We start from the raw sequence: 18200 nt of genomic DNA on the forward strand, positions 1-18200 counted from the left end.
CCGGCGGGATGGCGCGGACAGGGCATCCGGACGCTAGCGCCGCATCCAGCGATGGAAGCGCTGCAGCCAGCGCAGCGCCGCTTCCGGCTTGTGCGCCTGCTTCCACTGTCCCGCGGCGAACTTGTTGGCCTCGGCCAGGGTGGGATAGATGTGGATGGTGCCGAGGATCTTGTTCAGACCGATCCCGTGCTTCATGGCCAGCACGTACTCGGCGATGAGCTCGCCGGCGTGCGGTCCGGCGATGGTCACGCCGAGAATGCGGTCGCTGCCGCGGCGCGTCAGGACCTTCACCAGCCCGTGGGCATCGCTGTCGGCGATGGCGCGATCGAGGTCGTCGATGCCGTAGGTGGTCACCTCGACGTCCACGCCCTGCTCGCGGGCCTCGGTCTCGGACAGCCCGACGCGCGCGACTTCCGGGTCGGTGAAGGTGGCCCACGGCACCACCGAATAGTCGACGCGGAACTTCTTGAGGCTGCCGAACAGCGCGTTGACGGTGGCGAACCACGCCATGTGCGCGCCGACGTGGGTGAACTGGTAGGGCCCGGCGACATCGCCGACCGCGAAGATGTTGGGAATGCTGGTGCGCAGGTAGTCGTCCACCTCGATGGTCCGGTTGGTGGCGATGCCCAGCGTCTCCAGACCGTAGCCCTCCAGCCGTGCGGCACGGCCGACCGCGACCAGGATGCGGTCGAAGGCGATGCGATCCTCGCTGCCGTCGGCCTGCGCGACGATCAGTTCGGGCTGCCCGTCGGTCACCACGACTTCCCGCGCCTGCGTCCGCAGCCGGACGTCGACGCCCTCCCCGGCGAAGCGCGTGGCGATCATTTCGCCGAACTCCGGGTCCTCGCGCGGCAGCAGGCGCGGCGCCATCTCGACCTGGGTCACGCGGCTGCCGAGGCGCTGGAAGGTCTGCGCCATCTCGCAGCCGATGGGTCCGCCGCCCAGCACCACCAGCCGCTCGGGCAGCTCGCGCAACTGCCAGAGCGTGTCCGAGGTCAGCGCCTCGACCTGCTCGATGCCCGGGATCGGCGGCACGAAGGGCTCGGCGCCGGTGGCCAGCACGATGTGGCGCGCGGTCAGCCGCTGCCGGCTGCCGTCGTTGCGCGCGATGTCCACCGTCCACGGGTCGATGAGGCGGGCGGTGCCGAGCGCGACATCCACCCCCAGCCCGGTATAGCGCTCCACCGAGTCGTGCGGCTCGATCGCCTCGATGACCCGCTGCACGCGCGCCATGGCGTCGGGCAGATCGAACTCGGCGTGCAGCCGGCGCACGCCCAGCTCGGCGCTGCGCCGCGCGTCGGCGAGCAGACGCGCCGTGCGGATCAACGCCTTGGAGGGCACGCAGCCGGTGTTCAGGCAGTCACCGCCCAGTGCACCCTTCTCGACCAGCGTGACCTCGGCCCTGACCGCGGCGGCGATGTAGGCGGACACCAGCCCGGCGCTGCCGCCGCCGATGACGATGAGGTTGCGATCGAAGGTCTTCGGGCGGGAGTACTGCCGGTAGACCCGCCGCGCCTTGACGATATCGACGATCTTCTTGGCGATCAGCGGGAACAGCCCGAGCAGCACGAAGGAACCGATCAGGCCCGGCGACAGGATGCCGCCGACGCCGTCGAGCTGGCCGAGCTGCGTGCCGGCGTTCACGTAGACCGCCGTGCCGGGCAGCATGCCGAGCTGCGAGACCCAGTAGAAGGTCCGCGTCCGCATCGGCGTCAGCGCCATGACGATGTTGATCAGGAAGAAGGGAAAGACCGGCACCAGCCGCAGCGTGAAGAGATAGAAGCCACCTTCCCGCTCGACCCCCTTGTTGATGGTCGCCAGCCGCTGCCGATAGCGCTTCTGCACCGCATCGCGCGCGACGAAGCGGGCGATGACGAAAGCGGCGGTGGCGCCGATGGTCGAGGCGAAGCTGACCAGCACCAGCCCCCAGCCCAGCCCGAAGATCGCGCCGCCCGCCAGGGTCATGACCGCCGCGCCCGGCAGCGAGAGCGCCGTGACGCCGACGTAGACCGCGAAGAAGCCGAGCGAGAACAGCACCGGGAAGGCGTCGCGCATCGCGACCACGTCGCCGCGCGCGGCCTTCAGGACCTCGAAGCTGAGGAAGCGGTCGAGGTCGAACGCGAAGAAGGCCACCAGCGCGGCAGCGATCAGCGCGACGACGAACAGGCGATTGCGGGCCACGGCGGCTCCTGCGGGCTGGCGGCGGACCCCATCCTAGACGGTCTCGCGCGCCGCCCGGTGCATGGCGGGACACATCGGGGACAGCGGACGCGGTCAGTATCGACCGCGACCGGCGCGCGGTCTACGACGGACCGTCCGGATCGGCGGTGCGCGCGTCCGGCCCGGTGCCATCCGGCGCGGGCACCATCCAGTCGGGAAACTGCTCGGCGAGATAGGCGCGCAGCGCACCCATCGGCTGCGTGCCGCTGCCGTGGGAGCCGATCAGGTCGCCGCTGGCGAGCCCGTGCCAGCTCAGTGCGCTGTAGAACTGGCGAGCCAGCTGCGGACTCTGCGCCTCGCGTCCGGGCGAATAGAGATCGGCGACGAAGGTCAGCGCCGCATCGTCGACCCGCACCGCCAGCATGCCGGCGGCGTGATCGTTGGGCACATTGATGACGGTGAGCGCGCGCGCGTCGGTGGCGATGCGCTCCCGCCCGCTGACGGTGCGCACGGCGACGTCGCCGACATCGCGTCCGCGCGCGATCACATCGCGGAAGAAGCCTTCGGCCTCGCGCCCGACCACCAGCTCGGCGCCGGTGCGCAGCAACGGCATCAGACCGCCGCTGTGGTCGCTGTGGTGATGGGTGACGACGACGCGGCGCAGCGGACGATCCGGCCAGCGCTCGTCGAGCATGCGCAGCAGGGTCTCGCTGCGCGCCGGGTGCAGCGGCGCGTCGACCAGGGTCAGGCCCCGATCGTCGACCACCACCAGCGCGTGGTGGCTGCCGCCCACGACATGGAAGATCCCGTCGGCACGCTCCTCGAACGCGACGTTGCCGGTCTGGTCGCGATCGGCACCGGCGCCCATGGCGAGCCGTCGCGTGACCCAGTGTCCCGCGGCGCGGATCCAGACCGGCGCCTCGGCGCTCTTCGGACGCGCCGGCGGCGCGCAGTCGGGATCGACCGTCTCGACCGGCGTGACGGCGATGTCGGTGAGGCGCTCGCGGCGCAGCAGCTGACCGCCCAGCCGCTGCTCGATGCGCGTCGGCATGCTCAGGCCCGCCACCTCGCGCCAGCCGCTGTAGGCGATCTCGTGCGGCACGTCGCCCCGCGGCCAGTCGTGCTGCCGTGCGCTCGCCACCAGCGGCACGCCACCGGCGGCATCACTGGTCTGGTCGCGCGCCACCGACAGTGTCCAGCGCGTGCCGGCCAGACTGATCTCCCGGCTGCTGCCGGCACTGCGCCCGGGCCAGAAGAGCGGCACCCGGAGCCACAGATCCGAAAAGCGCACCGCGCGCCGAGCCGGCGACACGGCGCCCTCGGCGGAGCGGAAACCGTCGCGGCCGGTGACCACGCCACCGTCGGCGGTGAGCTGCTCCAGGTAGCGGAAGGTGGCGGAGAACGGGTAGTGCGTGCGCACCTCCCAGCGCAGTTGCGCCTGACGGACCTGCGGCCACCAGTGCACTTCGGCGCGATCCTCCGACACCGGGCGCGCGGCGCCGCCGGGCGTGTGGGTCTGGCTGGGATCGAAGTTCTGGCCGGTGGCGATCCAGCGGATCTCGGCGACCTCGCAGTGCGTCAGCGCCGCGGCCGGTGCCGCAACGCCGCCACCGGCCGCGCACAGGAGCGCGATGATCGCCCGCCGGATGGTGCCGTGCGATGCGCTGCGCCTCGCTGTGCTCATGCGTCTCCCTGCCCGCGTCGCGGGGTTCAGGTGTGCCTGGTGCCTATCAGGATGTCGGATTCGCGCCAGTTTTGCATCTGCCGCGCGCCCTCGGCGCGCAGTGCCGCCGGGTCGGCGCCGGACTCGGCGGCGATGCGATCGAGCAGCGTCCCGCCGGCGGCCGGCTCGGCCGCGATCAGCGCGATCAGCCGCGCCGACAGGGCGTTGAGCTCGGTGAATCGGACCGCGTCGTGCCGATTGCGGTGCACCACCAGCCAGGTGGGCTGCCCAGGCGGCGCATCGGGCTGCGATTCCGGCGCGATGCGATGCACGGGAAAGCGGTAGGCCAGCGGCCAGGCAAGCGGAGAGAGCACCGGCACGCCCGCCAGCAGATCGCCATTGGGATCGGCGTGACCGGGGTCGGCCTCCGCCGGGTCCACTGCCAGCGCCAGCTCCACCCATTCGTAGTGCGCCAGCTCGGCCGCGAAGGGCGGGAGCCCGTCGGGCAGATGCTCGCCCGCCTCGAGGAAGGCGACCAGCTCGCCCGCCACTTCCTGGAACAGCGGCGTGCCGCTGGCGTGGTAGCGCAGGAAGGCGCGCACCAGATCTTCCCAGCGCCGGGTATCGAGGATGCTGCGCAGCACCGGGAAGGCGTTGCCGACGAGCCCTTCGTTGGTGCGGAAGACGAGCTCGTTGTAGACCCGCATGCGGCGCTCCGGCACATCGTCCGGCCGCGGATGCGCCTCCGGGGCGCGCACGTGCGCGGCGAAGGCGCGCTGCAGATCCTGGAAACCGCTCACAACGCCGTCCCGCACCGGCGCGCGCCGCCGTCGCCGGCGGCACGCCCGGATGCGACGACGCCCGCGATCAGGCCGCGGCGGCGGCAGTCGCGCGCGTGCGCGGCTTCTCGACCTCGGCGACCAGCGCCTCGATCTGCTCGAGGTAGTGGCTGTTGTCCTGATCCCACGGATGGAAGCCGGGGCGGAAGTACTCCGCCCAGGGCAGCACCAGCTTGCGCAGATGGCCGACCTCGCCGAAGGTGAAGCGGAACAGCGTGCGCCAGCCCTTGACGTCGGTCAGCTTGCCCTCGGCGCGCAGGATGCGCAGGTAGAAGTTCGCCACCAGCGGCCAGAAGATGGCGGTGGCCGCCAGCATGCCGAAGGCGCGCAGCGCATAGGCCTGCGGCCCGCGTCCCATGACGCGGTCCCAGACATCGAAGGCCACCGCCTTGTGCTCGGTCTCCTCGAGGGCATGCCAGTTCCAGATCCTGGCGAACTGCGGCTGGGCGTTCTCGAGGATGCGCGGATCCTTCAGCAGGCCGTCCGCCATGATGGCGGTGTAGTGCTCCAGCGCGATGGTCGCCGAGAGCCGCCACGCCGCGGGCGTGCGCTTCTTGAGGGAGTCGAGCAGACGGCTGACGGTGCGCTCCATGTCGCGCGCCTGCGGCACCGCTGCGTACAGCGCCTCGTTGTACTCGTCGTGCTCGCGCCCGTGCATCGCCTCCTGGCCGATGAAGGCCGTCACGGCGGCCTTCAGCTCGGGCTCGGTGATGCGGTCCCGATAGGCCCGCACGGCGTCGATGAACATGCGCTCGCCTTCCGGGAAGAAGATCGACAGCGTGTTCATGAACTGGGAGAAGTGGACACTGCCACCGTTCCAGTCGTTGATGCGATCGGCCGGCAGCGAGAACGCGAGATCGCGGCGCTGCGGCATGACACTGGTCGACATGTTCGGCTCCACGTAATAGTGACATCGATTGATGGCAGATTAGCGTGGTGCGGCGCACAAATCAACCCTGTTCAATGGAATGGTACACGGCCGCGGATGGACGGTGGCGCGGGCTCAGACGGCCGGCGCGGAATGCCGTGTGCCGACTGCCCCGGCGGCGCTGCGGCGTGCCTCGATGGCATCCATCTCGGCGCGCAGTTCGGGCCACGGCGGGATGTTGAAGTCGCGCTCCAGCAGCGTGGGAACCGGACCCAGACACTGATAGGTGTAATCGAGCAGCGCGAAGACGTCGTCGCACACCGGCGCACCGTGGGTATCGATGCGCAGATCGTCCGGCTCGGTCCAGTGCCCGGCCACGTGCAGGTAGCGGACGCGCGCCAGCGGCAGGCTGTCGATGAAGGCGCGTGCGTCGTAGCCGGCGTTGATGCTGTTGACGAAGACGTTGTTCACGTCCAGCAGCAGATCGCAGTCGGCGCGCTCGATGACCGCGTTGATGAAGGCGGACTCGCTCATGCGCGCGCCCGGCGACGCGTAGTACGAAACGTTCTCCAGCGCGATGCGCCGGTCCAGGATCGCCTGCACGCGCCGGACGCGGCCGGCGACATACTCGACCGCCTCCTCGGTGAAGGGGATCGGCATCAGGTCGTAGAGATGACCGTGGTCACCGGTGTACGAGAGATGCTCGGTGTAGTCGGCGATGCCGTGCGCGTCCAGGAAGTCGCGGATGCCGCGGACGTGGTCCTCGTCGAGCGGTGCCGGGCCGCCGATGTCCAGCGACAGGCCGTGCGTCACGAAGGCGAAGCGCTCGCTGAAGGCGCGGAAGCGCCTCCCCAGTGCACCGCCCACGCCCATCCAGTTCTCGGGCGCGACCTCGAGGAAGGCCGGCGGGTGCTCGTGATCATCCGCGAGCGGGCCCATCAGGGCCCGCCGCAGACCCACCCCCGTGCCCTGCACGGAGGCGCGATGCGTGCCGGTGGGCATCAGCTACCGCACTTGCCCTCGCCGCACTTGCCTTCCGAGCCCTTGGACTCGCCGCACTTGCCTTCACCGCACTTGCCCTCGGCATCCTTCTCGTGGCCTTCGCCGCCACACTTGCCCTCACCGCACTTGCCTTCGCCGTCCTTGCCGTGGCCGCCGGCAAGCTGGATCGGCGCCTGGCCGTTCTGATAGCCGCTGCCCAGATCGCTGGACTGGAAGGTGGTGCCGGCCGCGGCTGCGGTGCTGGCGAGGAAGGCCGCGCCGCCGACGGTGGCGGCGAACGCGGAGAGACGGGACTGCTGCTTGGTCTTCATGGTCGAACTCCTGTGGTCACGACAATCGAAAGGTGGACTGCTTCACGAACGGCTGCTGCCGCAGCTCTAGTTGGAATCGCTTCGCATCAGCCACCGGCGTGCGTGGTCGTCCACGCTCAGCCAGCGGCCACCCCCGGTAAAGAACAGGCTCAGCAGCATCAGGAAGTAGGTCGCCGCCCACTCGATCCCGTTGTTGCTGACCACGATACTGCCTTGCCCGGTGAGCCATGCATAGTCGCCGTGCTCGCGCAGGATTTCGCGCGCCACCGAGAGGCGCTGGCGGGCGTCCTCGGCATCCGCGCAGCCCGCGAAGCACAGCGTCGGATCGGCCACCGCCTGCCAGCCGTTCTCCCAGTGCACCGCGAACGCCGCCACCGCCATCACCGCCATCAGCGGCACCGCCATCCAGCGCACGGCCGCGCCCAGCAGCAGCGCCACCGCGCCGAGCACCTCGGTCCAAGCGGCCAGCAGCGCCATCAGCCAGGGCATGGGCAGCCCCAGTCCCCACTCGGGATTGCCGAACCACGCCACGGTGTTGGCGGACGGCCCCAGCCCGTCGAGCTTGTTGGTCCCGGCCAGCCAGAACACCGGCACCAGGTAGAGCCGGATCAGGAGCGGCGCCAGGAAATCGGCGACACGCGTGGCATCGAGCAGATGCTGCAGCTTGCGGAGCAGGGGCACGGCGATCTCCGGTCATGGGAGTGCATACGTTAGACGAGCGCCACCGGATGCCACAGTGCGCTGGCGGCCGCATTCCATGTCCGAACGTCCGGATCGGGCCCCGACCCTCGCCGGCGCCGCTATGCTCCGCTCATCCCCTGCAGCGGAGCCCGCCCGTGGCCGAGAAGCAACCCGTCGAGGACCTGCTGTCGACCGTCCTGCGCGCCTACAACCTGCGCGCCGGCATCTACGAGCACCCCTCGGTCTGCGGTGACTACCAGTTCGGGACCGCCGGCGACGGCAATGCCGGCTTCCACCTCATCGGCAACGGTTCGTGCTGGGTGCACACCCGCGAGCACGCGCCGATTCCGCTGTCCGCGGGCGACCTGGTCGTCCTGCCGCACGATGCCTGGCACGTGCTGCGACCGGACGACCGGACGCCGGACGACCGCGGGATGCGCCAGGCCCACGACCCGGACGCGCCCGCCACCAGCATGCTGTGCGGGCACTTCGACTTCGATACCGGGCGGCGCAACCCCATTCTCGATGCCCTGCCCGACATCATCGTCATCCGTGCCGACGACGCCGGCGACCGTCTCCGGCACCTGTCGCGCCTCATGCTCATCGAGGTCGAGACCCACGACCCCGGGCACGCCCCGGTGCTGGACCGGCTCGCCGACACCCTCTTCGTCATGGTGGTGCGCCACCACGTCTTCTTCTCCGGCGCCGAGCAGCGCGGCCTGATCGCCGCACTCGCCGATCCGCGGCTGCGCCGCGCCCTCGATGCCATGCACCAGCACCCCGGCGAGAGCTGGACCCTCGAACGCCTGGCCGGCGAGGCGGCGATGTCGCGCAGCGTCTTCGCGCAGCGTTTCAACGAAGTGCTGGGCACGCCGCCCATCGACTACCTGACGCGCTGGCGCATGGTCCAGGCCGAACGCATGCTGCGCGACCCGCGCGCCAGCGTCGCCGGCGTGATGGAGGAAGTCGGCTACCAGACCGAGGCCGCGTTCCGGAAGGCCTTCAAGCGCGTGCACGGCTACGGGCCCGGGCGGTTGCGGCGGCTGTTCCGGCGAGGGGCCTGACGGCGACGGCGGAAACGCGGAATCGCACGCAATCGGGACAGCGCGCGCACCGGGGACAGTATACTTATTTTATCGCGCCAGAGTCAGCGGCCTTGCCTCTCGCCTGGATAAAATAAGTATACTGTCCCCGATCTTCGCCTGCAGGCGCCCCGATCTACGGCTTACCCGAACCAGGGCCCGGAAATCTGGAAGGTCACGCCGCCCAGCCCTGGCCCGCCGGCATTCGGCCCGCGCTGCGAGTTGACGAAGAAGTGCCGACCGTCCGGCGAGAACGCGGGTCCGGTGAGCTCGCTCGCCTCGTGGCCGGTCAGCCGCAGCAAGTGCACCAGCTCGCCGTTCGGGCGGATGGCGACGACGTCCTGCTCGCCGGACTTGTCCTCGACCACGACGACATCCCCGCCGGGGGTGACCACGATGTTGTCGACGGAATCGAGGATGGGATCCTCGAACCAGTTGTCGTCGTAGATGACGCGCACGGTGCCGTCGGCGATGTCGTGGGCCCAGATGCGCCGGTCGCCCTTGGTCGCGAAGTAGATCTGGCCGTTGTGGTACCAGATGCCCTCGCCGCCGTCGAAGGCGGTGGACTCGGGCACCTGCAGGCGGGTGGCGGTACCGGTGAGCACGCCGCCGAGCACGGGGTTGGGGTTGGGCACGTCCAGCCACTCGACCGCGAAGGGTACGGAGGTCACGGCGCGGTCGTCGGAATCCAGCGTCTCGGCATCGATGAGCACCTGCATGACCTGCAGGCGACCGATGGTGAGATCGGGGCGGCCGCCGACGTTGGGCGTGTCCGGCACGAAGCGGTAGAAGCGGCCGTCGCCCTCGTCCTCGGTCTCGTAGACGATGTTGGTGGCCGGATCGACCGCCGCGGCCTCGTGCGAGAAGGTGCCCAGCGCGCGCAGGCGGGTAGCGCTCTCCTGCCCGAAGGGGTCGCATTCCCAGATATTGCCGAGACCGTACTCCTCGCCCGAGAGCCAGGTGTTCCACGGCGTGATGCCGCCGGCGCAGTTGATGCGGCTGCGCGCGCCGGACAGGATGTTGTAGCCGTCGACGATTTCGCCGGCGGCGTTGAAGCGCAGCGCGTTGACGCCGCCGGGCAGGAACTCGCGGTTGCAGACGTAGACCCAGCCACCGTCCTCGGTGGCGTAGGTGGCGCCGCCATCCGGGTCCGTGTGCCAGAGGAGGTTGGTGTTGGGCACCAGGCGGTTGGCCTCGGCGATGGCGGTGGCCGTGAAGCCCTCGGGCAGCATCAGGCCGTTGCCGTCGGGCGCCTGCAGCGGGCCCAGCCGCGCCAGCGACGGCCCGTCGCCGCCACCGGTGCCGGTGTCCATGCCGCCGTCGCTGCCGCAACCGGTGAGCGCCTGGCCCAGCGCGACGTAGGAGAGGCCGGCCGCCGTTCCCTGGAGAACGCGGCGACGGGATAACGGAAGCGATGACGGCATGGCGGAATCCGGGTGCGGGTGGACAGGCGGCGCGCGATTGTCGGTGCCGAATATGACAGCGCCATGACCGTCCCGCAGTCGCGCAAATTGCGGAATCGGCCCGGCGTCAGCCCCCGCTGACGTTGCGCGACAGCCAGCCGCCCACCCGCGCGGCGGCGGTGTCCGGATGCTCGAGCATGAAGCAGTGCCCGCCCGGCGTGCCCTCGGCCTCGAGCTGCGGCTGCAGGCGCGCCGCGCGCCGCGCCGACGGCGCCATGAAGAAGTAGCTGCCGACGCCGTAGTAGAGGAAGGTGGGCACCGGCAGCCGCGGCAGATCCCGCCACGGATACAGCGGGTTCTCGAAGATCTGCGCTTCCAGCTCGGGGTCGCAGGCCAGCGCGCGTCCGTCGTCGGCATCGCGGGTGGCGTGGCGGACGAAATCGTCCAGCGCTTCGTCGCACCAGCCCGCGTAGATGCCGCGGCCGCGCAGGCGTTCGCGGGCGGTGTCGGCATCCGCCCAGGCGCTGCGCCGGCGGCGCGCCCCGGCCGCGAAGGGATGCCGACCGAGCGCGGCGGCCAGCTTGGTGCCCAGCCAGTAGCGCGGCGGCAGGAAGATGGGGTCGAGCAGCACCAGCGCCGCGAAGCGCTCCGGGTTCTGGATGACCGCGCGCAGGCTCAGCGCGGCGCCGAAGCTGTGCCCCATCGCGATCAGCGGTGCCGGCGGGGCTTTCTGCGCCAGGGCGCCGTGGATGCGCGTCATGGTCGCGGGCACGCCCGCGAAGTCGCGCGCCGGGTCGGACTCGCCGTGTCCCTCGATGTCGTGGGTGATCAGGCCCAGCCGCGGGTCGAGCCGGCGCAGGAAGGACCAGTAGACGCCGCCGCAGAAACCGTTGCCGTGCAGCCAGTGCACGGTGGGCATGCCGGGCGCGGCGTCGCGTCTGCGGCCGCGCACGGTGACGCCGTCGCTGCCGGTATACGCCCAGGCCGCCAGCGACCCGTAGGCGGTTTCGTCGGTGCCGTCCGCGAAGGCGTTCATGCCGCGCTCCGCTGGTAGTCCCAGCTCAGCAGCCAGACCGGAGCGTCGCCGGTGTTCTCGGTGACGCAGGGCCGCATGGTGGAGGGATGCGCCAGCATGCCACCCTCGGCGAAGCGCTTCGGCGGCGTGACCGGGTCCATGTGCAGGGTGTGGTGGCGCAACTCGAGACCGTCGCCGCGCACCAGCATGACCACCGACGCGGTGCCGGCGCCGTGCGGGCGCAGCGGCAGCTCGCGCTGCGGCGGCACCATGATGGCCTGCGCCTGCTCGGTGCGCGCATTGACGCCCAGCATGGACGTGACCAGCTTCCAGGCTCGGGTGTCCACCACGTTCAGCGCCTCGTCGTCCCAGGCCAGCACCTCGTCGAGCACGAAGGCACCGCCGGCGATGGGCTCGAGCCGCCCGCGGTCGGCGGCGGCCGCTTCCAGCGTGGCGAGCAGCGCCGGCAGGTAGCGCGCGCTGTCGCTGAAGGCGATGGCGCCGATGGTGGGCTGGGTGTGGAAGAGGTCGATGGCCGCGTCCTCCGGCCAGGTGGGCAGATGGCCGTCCTGGAACGGGATCAGGCGGTGCGGTCGATGGGTGCGCACGCGGGCTTCCGAAGGCAAAGGATCAGTCTGCCACAGGCGCCTGCGCGCCCCCGCCCGCGTCCGGCCTGCGACCACTTTGCGCGCAGGCGCCATGTGCCTGTTTGCACGAGCGATTTTCCGCCGGGAACGGTTTGCTGCAGTGCAACTATGGACAACCCGTGCGGGGAACGGCATGGCCGCGCAAGTGTCTGATTCGGGCCGGGATACGGACGCCGGAAGTGGAGTTGTCCACAAGTTGTACGCCGCCTATGCACCCTTTGTTAAACACAGCATCTTGCGTTGGGCCTATCGACAACACACTACATCTGGTGCATCGTTCTTTCTCAGGCCCGCGCGCGCACCGGGTCCATCAGGCCAACACCACATTGCCGGGGAGGCAGCCAGCCCATGCAGACACACACCGCGACCGCCGAGAAGACCGCGTACCAGCCCACTGACGCGCCCGCCAGCAGCGCCCAGGTGCAGAGCACCGCGCCGGGCGGCATGCGCGTCATCCGGCGCAACGGCAAGGTCACCGGCTTCGAGCCCGAGAAGATCAGCATCGCGGTGACCAAGGCGTTCCTCGCGGTCGAGGGTGGCTCGGCCGCGGCCAGCTCGCGCATCCGCGAGCGCGTCGCCGCCATCACCGAGCAGGTCCTCGCGGCGGTGACCCGCAACCAGCACGGCGGCGGCACCATCCACATCGAGGACATCCAGGACCAGGTCGAACTGGCCCTGATGCGCAACGGCGAGCACAAGATCGCGCGCTCCTACGTGCTCTATCGCGAGGCCCGCGCCCGCGAGCGCGCCGAGGCCGAGGCCGCCCAGCCGGCAGCCCCGAAGACCGAGCTGCGCATGACCCGCGACGACGGCTCGCTGGTGCCGGTGGACACCGCGCGCATGCGCACGCTGGTGGTCGAGGCCTGCGAGGGCCTCACCGGCGTCAACGCCGAGGCCGTGCTCGATGCCGCCATGCGCGACATCTACGACGAGATTCCCGAGTCGCAGCTGGCCCAGGCGCTGGTCATGGCCGCGCGCACGCGCATCGAGGAAGAGCCCAACTACAGCTACGTGTCGGCCCGGCTGCTGCTCGACGCGCTGCGCCACGAGGCGCTGACCTTCCTCGACGCCCCCGAGACCCGCCCCACCCACGAGGCGATGACCGGCCTGTACGCGGACTACTTCCGCAGCTACATCCACCGCGCCGCCGAGCTCGAGCTGGTCGACCCCAAGCTGTGCCTGTTCGACCTCGACCAGCTGGGCAAGGCGCTGCTGCCCGAGCGCGACCTGCAGTTCGACTACCTGGGCCTGCAGACCCTCTACGACCGCTACTTCATCCACAAGGACAAGGTCCGCTTCGAGCTGCCGCAGGCCTTCTTCATGCGCGTGGCGATGGGCCTGGCGATCAACGAGATCGAGCGCGAGGCGCGCGCCATCGAGTTCTACAAGCTGCTGTCGTCCTTCGACTTCATGAGCAGCACGCCGACGCTGTTCAACAGCGGCACCCTGCGCCCGCAGCTGTCCAGCTGCTACCTGACCAACGTGCCCGACGACCTCGACGGCATCTTCGGCGCCATCAAGGACAACGCGCTGCTCTCCAAGTTTGCCGGCGGCCTGGGCAACGACTGGACGCAGGTGCGCGGCATGGGCGCCTACATCAAGGGCACCAACGGCCGCTCCAACGGCGTCGTGCCCTTCCTCAAGGTGGCCAACGACACCGCCGTGGCGGTCAACCAGGGCGGCAAGCGCAAGGGCGCGGTGTGCGCCTACCTGGAGACCTGGCATCGCGACATCGAGGAGTTCGTCGACCTGCGCAAGAACACCGGTGACGACCGCCGGCGTACGCACGACATGAACACCGCCAACTGGGTGCCGGACCTGTTCATGAAGCGCGTCATGGAAGAGGGCCAGTGGACGCTGTTCTCGCCCGAGGACGTGCCGGACCTGCACGACCTCACCGGCACCGCCTTCGAGGAGCGCTACGCCGCCTACGAGCGCGAGGCCGACGAGGGCCGCATCACCAACTTCAAGCGCCTGCCCGCCGTGCAGCTGTGGCGCAAGATGCTGTCGATGCTGTTCGAGACCGGCCACCCCTGGGTGACCTTCAAGGACCCGTGCAACCTGCGCAGCCCGCAGCAGCACACAGGCGTGGTCCACAGCTCCAACCTGTGCACCGAGATCACCCTCAACACCAAGGCCGGCCACGAGATCGCGGTCTGCAACCTGGGCAGCGTCAACCTGCCGGCGCACATCAGCGAGGACGGCCAGCTCGACCGCGCCAAGCTCGAGGCCACCGTCAACACCGCCATGCGCATGCTCGACAACGTCATCGAGTACAACTACTACTCGGTGCCGACGGCGCGCAATTCCAACCTGCGCCACCGTCCGGTGGGCATGGGCGTGATGGGCTTCCAGGACGCCCTCTATAAGTTGCGCCTGCCCTACGACAGCGAGGAGGCCATCACCTTCGCCGACCGCTCGATGGAGGCCGTCAGCTACTACGCCATCAAGGCCAGCACCGACCTCGCCGAGGAACGCGGCAAGTACCAGAGCTTCGAGGGCTCGCTGTGGAGCCAGGGCATCCTGCCCATCGACTCCATCCGCATCCTCGCCGAGTCGCGCGGCGAATACCTGCAGCAGGACGCCACCGTGTCCGGCGACTACGACTGGGACGACCTGCGCGACCGCGTGCAGACCGTGGGCATGCGCAACTCCAACTGCATGGCTATCGCGCCCACCGCCACCATCGCCAACATCACCGGCGTCAGCCAGTCGATCGAGCCGACGTACCAGAACCTCTTCGTCAAGTCGAACCTCTCGGGCGACTTCACGGTGGTCAACACCTACCTGGTCGAGGACCTCAAGAAGCTGGAGCTGTGGGACGAGGTCATGGTCCACGACCTGAAGTACTTCGACGGCAGCGTGCAGGCCATCGACCGCGTGCCGGACGAGCTCAAGGCGGTCTACAAGTGCGCCTTCGAGATCGACCCCAAGAAGCTGGTCGACGCCGGCAGCCGCCGCCAGAAGTGGATCGACCAGTCGCAGAGCCTGAACCTCTACATGTCCGAGCCGAATGGCCGGAAGCTGGACGAGCTCTACAAGCACGCCTGGACCTCGGGCCTGAAGACCACCTACTACCTGCGCACCATGGGCGCCACCCACGCCGAGAAGACCACCATCAGCGACAGCCGCCTGAACAAGGTCGCCGGGTCCGGTCAGGCCTCCGGCGGCGGTGCCAGCACCACCGGCGTCACCGGCAGCGGCGAATCCAGCCGCCCGCCCTCCACGCCGACCGCCTCCGCCGCCACCAACGGCAACGGCAGCGGCCAGATGCCGCAGGCCTGCTCGATCCTCGATCCCGACTGCGAGGCCTGCCAGTAAGGCAGGCCCCGCCACCGCATTCCGCCCCGCCGCGAACCGCAATACCAGGAGTCCGCACCATGCTCGAATGGGACACCCCGACCACCCCGCAGCAGCCGCGTCCAGGCCTGCAGACCGTCAAGCCCGACAACGTCACGCACCCGCCGGTCGACCCCGGCGCGGGTGCGGCCGCGGCCGAGCAGGCCGGCGCCACCGGGCTCGAGAACCTGGAGATGGGCGCCTCGCGCATCCAGGTCGACGACAAGAAGATCATCAACTGCAAGGCCGACCTCAACCAGCTCGTGCCCTTCAAGTACACCTGGGCCTGGGAGAAGTACCTCAGCGCCTGCAACAACCACTGGATGCCGCAGGAAATCTCCATGGCCGCGGACATCGCGCTGTGGCAGGATCCGAACGGCCTGACGGATGACGAGCGCACCATCATCAAGCGCTCGCTGGGCTTCTTCTCCACCGCCGACAGCCTCGTCGCCAACAACCTGGTGCTGGCCGTCTATCGCCACCTGACCAACCCCGAGTGCCGCCAGTACCTGCTGCGCCAGGCCTTCGAGGAAGCGCTGCACACGCACGCCTACCAGTACTGCATCGAGAGCCTGGACCTCGACGAGGCCGAGGTCTTCAACATGTACCGCGAGATCCCCAGCATCCACGACAAGGCGGCGTGGTCCCTGCCCTACACGCAGTCCCTGGCCGATCCCAACTTCAAGACCGGCACCCCCGAGGACGACCAGCGCTTCCTGCGCGACATGATCGCCTTCTACGTCGTCTTTGAAGGCATCTTCTTCTACGTCGGCTTCGTGCAGCTACTGAGCTTCGGCCGCCGCAACAAGATGGTGGGCACCGCCGAACAGATCCAGTACATCATGCGCGACGAGTCGATGCACATGAACTTCGGCATCGACGTCATCAACCAGATCAAGTACGAGAACCCGCACCTCTGGACCGAGCAGTTCCAGGAGGAAATCGCCGCCATGCTGCAGGAGGCGACCGAGCTGGAGATCAAGTACGCCCACGACACCATGCCGCGCGGCGTCCTCGGCCTGAACGCCAGCCAGTTCAACGAATACCTCAAGTTCATCTGCAACCGCCGCTGCAGCCAGATCGGCATCAAGCAGCTGTACCCCGGCGCCACCAACCCCTTCCCCTGGATGAGCGAGGCCATGGACCTCAAGAAGGAGAAGAACTTCTTCGAGACCCGGGTGACCGAGTATCAGACCGGTGGGGCGTTGAGTTGGGATTAATGCGCTCAACGCAACTACCCATTGACAATAACGGATGACCTGATTAACTTCATCATAAGCTTGCGGGCAGAATTGTTGTCGCGCATCGCGATATAGCTTCCAATGCGAGGTGGCGATATGTGCCGCCTTTCAATGACAATCTTCTTTCGGTTAGCCTGAATATTTGCTCGGGCTCCCCGGCGTAGGAGTGCCCGCAAGCTTTTTTATGAGCCCAAAGTCGCGCCCCTTAGCTGCCCTCAAAAGGGCCAAGTCCCTAAGGGAACTTGCTCCTATTATTGGCGTTGCCCCACGGCAACTGTCATATCTTCTGTACATACTCCCTAACGAGCGAAAGTACACCACTTTCTCCGTCCCAAAGCGCGACGGCACACCTCGGCAAATATCTGCACCCGAGCAGCGCCTAAAAAACCTCCAGGCGCGTACCGCAACGCTATTAACAAGTTGCGAGTTAGAGCTCACTCAAGAGCGTCCATCTACACCGGTATCCCACGCTTTTCGCGAACAGCGGTCCATCATCACCAATGCGACCCCGCATAAAGGGAAGAGGTATGTATTAAACTGTGATATCGCAGATTTTTTTGGGTCCATAAACTTTGGACGCGTCCGCGGCTTTTTTATCCACGACAAGAACTACAACCTGTTCCCCGCGGTGGCGACCGTACTAGCGCAAATTGCATGTCACAACAACAGCCTCCCTCAAGGAAGCCCATGCTCTCCACTTATATCTGACTTAATAGCATCAATCTTAGACCGTCGCCTAGTGGGGCTCGCAAAGCGGTACTCCCTCACATACTCCCGCTACGCGGACGATCTCACTTTTTCGACCAATCTAAAGATATTCCCCACAGACATCGCTTCGCTCAACGACGACGGATCTTGTAATGTCGGCACCTCTCTCACCTCGGAGATAAAACGTTCTGGCTTTACGCTCAAAGAATCGAAAACCCGCCTACAGTACAGGTCAATAAGGCAAACGGTCACTGGCCTCACAGTAAACAGCAAAGTAAACATTCAAGCCAATCGATACAGGCAACTAAGGGCACAGTGCAACAAACTTTTTCGAGACGGCGAATACATCCTTGATCCAGCATTGAACAGCGCTGCGACTCGAAACTTAGCCCCACTTAGCGGCCAATTTAGCCATATTGCCAACATAAAAGAACACGCATCCAGGGGGAACGCGCCGTCTAGCTCATCTCGCACTGGGTTCGATGCCTTGTACGCACAGTTCTTAGCGTACAAGCTCTTCTTTCTAGCTGATAAACCAACAATTGTTCCCGAAGGAAAAACAGATCCAATATATCTTCGTTGCGCCATAAACCAACTGGAGCCGTCTGACTTAGTAACTAAAGATGCATCCGGGAAGGTTGGATACGAAGTGCGATTCCTCAAGCCCAACCGCACTAACATGAAATACTTAGGGCTTTTAAATGGAACTGGCAGCCTTAGCTACTTCCTTAACAAAGGAAAGGGCAGTTACTGGAAATGCATTCAAAAATTCCATGGGGACGGATGCAAGAATCCAGTCATAATTCTTGTTGACAACGACCAAGGGGCGTCGAAAAAGTTATTCAAGAATGCATCAGATACTTCCGGGAAGAATATTTCTCTTAGAACGAGTGAGCCTTTCTATCACATCCACTCGAATGTGTACTTAGTAAAAACCCCAGAGCACGATAATGGAGAGGAAACATGCATTGAAGACCTACTCCCTTCCAAGCTCCTTGAGCGGAAGCTCAGCGGAAAATCGTTTAACCCATCAAACGACAAAATCAACACCAACACGGAGTTTGGCAAAAGCGTATTCGCTGAGAAAATCGTCCGGCCCGACTTCGCAGCAATCGATTTTACGGGATTCATCCCGCTTTTGGATAGGATTCGAGCAGTGATAAAGTATCATAATGGCTCAGGATGACAGGTTAAGCATTTCTGGAGTTACGGTGACAGGCACGAAATGAGTAATTGTAGTG

At 67.2% G+C, this 18200-nt stretch carries 13 protein-coding genes and 1 pseudogene; 4 read left to right on the forward strand and 10 right to left on the reverse strand.

All coding sequences use genetic code 11. The features are described from left to right. Positions 1-33 precede the first annotated feature (33 nt). The 7 genes from KAH28_RS01665 to KAH28_RS01695 form a co-directional block, all read right to left on the reverse strand. Positions 34-2181: an FAD-dependent oxidoreductase gene (locus tag KAH28_RS01665; protein ID WP_290574065.1), complete on the reverse strand. Its 2148-nt coding sequence runs from the start codon at positions 2179-2181 to the stop codon at positions 34-36. Between the two features lie 121 nt (positions 2182-2302). Beyond that, positions 2303-3844 carry an MBL fold metallo-hydrolase gene (locus KAH28_RS01670; RefSeq protein WP_290574066.1) on the reverse strand — a complete coding sequence of 514 codons (1542 nt, stop codon included), beginning with the start codon at positions 3842-3844 and terminating at the stop codon, positions 2303-2305. 26 nt (positions 3845-3870) lie between these two features. Further along, entirely contained in the window at positions 3871-4623 is a 753-nt protein-coding gene (locus KAH28_RS01675; RefSeq protein WP_290574067.1) for a putative DNA-binding domain-containing protein, read from the reverse strand. 67 nt (positions 4624-4690) lie between these two features. Further along, positions 4691-5551 carry a metal-dependent hydrolase gene (locus tag KAH28_RS01680; RefSeq protein ID WP_290574068.1) on the reverse strand — a complete coding sequence of 287 codons (861 nt, stop codon included), beginning with the start codon at positions 5549-5551 and terminating at the stop codon, positions 4691-4693. A gap of 114 nt (positions 5552-5665) precedes the next feature. Continuing rightward, entirely contained in the window at positions 5666-6532 is an 867-nt protein-coding gene (locus KAH28_RS01685) for a DUF692 domain-containing protein (protein WP_290574069.1), read from the reverse strand. Next, positions 6532-6843, reverse strand: coding sequence for a hypothetical protein (locus KAH28_RS01690; protein ID WP_290574070.1), 312 nt, complete (start codon positions 6841-6843; stop codon positions 6532-6534). The genes KAH28_RS01685 and KAH28_RS01690 overlap by 1 nt, the downstream gene beginning before the upstream one ends. A gap of 66 nt (positions 6844-6909) precedes the next feature. Beyond that, positions 6910-7524 (reverse strand): DoxX family protein, encoded by a 615-nt coding sequence (locus KAH28_RS01695; RefSeq protein ID WP_290574071.1) that lies wholly within the window; start codon positions 7522-7524, stop codon positions 6910-6912. Positions 7525-7679: 155 nt separating this feature from the next. On the opposite strand from KAH28_RS01695, the gene KAH28_RS01700 reads away from it, so the two are divergent. Beyond that, on the forward strand, positions 7680-8588 hold the full coding sequence (locus KAH28_RS01700; protein WP_290574072.1) for an AraC family transcriptional regulator: 909 nt from the start codon (positions 7680-7682) through the stop codon (positions 8586-8588). Between the two features lie 161 nt (positions 8589-8749). On the opposite strand, the gene KAH28_RS01705 is transcribed toward KAH28_RS01700, so the two are convergent. The 3 genes from KAH28_RS01705 to KAH28_RS01715 all read right to left on the reverse strand — a co-directional run bounded on the left by KAH28_RS01705 (position 8750) and on the right by KAH28_RS01715 (position 11632). Then, the gene (locus tag KAH28_RS01705; protein WP_290574073.1) at positions 8750-10030 is read right to left on the reverse strand and encodes an alkaline phosphatase PhoX; all 1281 of its coding nucleotides are present in this window, start codon (positions 10028-10030) and stop codon (positions 8750-8752) included. A gap of 106 nt (positions 10031-10136) precedes the next feature. Then, positions 10137-11045, reverse strand: a complete 909-nt coding sequence (locus KAH28_RS01710) for an alpha/beta hydrolase (protein WP_290574074.1) — start codon at positions 11043-11045, stop codon at positions 10137-10139. Further along, on the reverse strand, positions 11042-11632 hold the full coding sequence (locus tag KAH28_RS01715) for a hypothetical protein (protein ID WP_290574075.1): 591 nt from the start codon (positions 11630-11632) through the stop codon (positions 11042-11044). The genes KAH28_RS01710 and KAH28_RS01715 overlap by 4 nt, the downstream gene beginning before the upstream one ends. Positions 11633-12019: 387 nt before the next feature. Here KAH28_RS01715 and KAH28_RS01720 point away from each other — a divergent pair, with 387 nt between their 5' ends. The 3 genes and pseudogenes from KAH28_RS01720 to KAH28_RS01730 all read left to right on the forward strand — a co-directional run bounded on the left by KAH28_RS01720 (position 12020) and on the right by KAH28_RS01730 (position 18145). Continuing rightward, positions 12020-14992, forward strand: coding sequence for a ribonucleoside-diphosphate reductase subunit alpha (locus tag KAH28_RS01720; protein ID WP_290574076.1), 2973 nt, complete (start codon positions 12020-12022; stop codon positions 14990-14992). Positions 14993-15171: 179 nt separating this feature from the next. Further along, positions 15172-16230: pseudogene (locus tag KAH28_RS01725) on the forward strand (ribonucleotide-diphosphate reductase subunit beta); the annotation flags it as partial. 205 nt (positions 16231-16435) lie between these two features. Next, complete coding sequence (locus KAH28_RS01730) at positions 16436-18145, forward strand: retron Ec67 family RNA-directed DNA polymerase/endonuclease (RefSeq protein WP_290574078.1); 1710 nt, start codon at positions 16436-16438, stop codon at positions 18143-18145. Positions 18146-18200: the final 55 nt, after the last annotated feature.

It is taken from the genome of Algiphilus sp. (genome assembly GCF_023145115.1).
Lineage (GTDB): Bacteria > Pseudomonadota > Gammaproteobacteria > Nevskiales > Nevskiaceae > Algiphilus.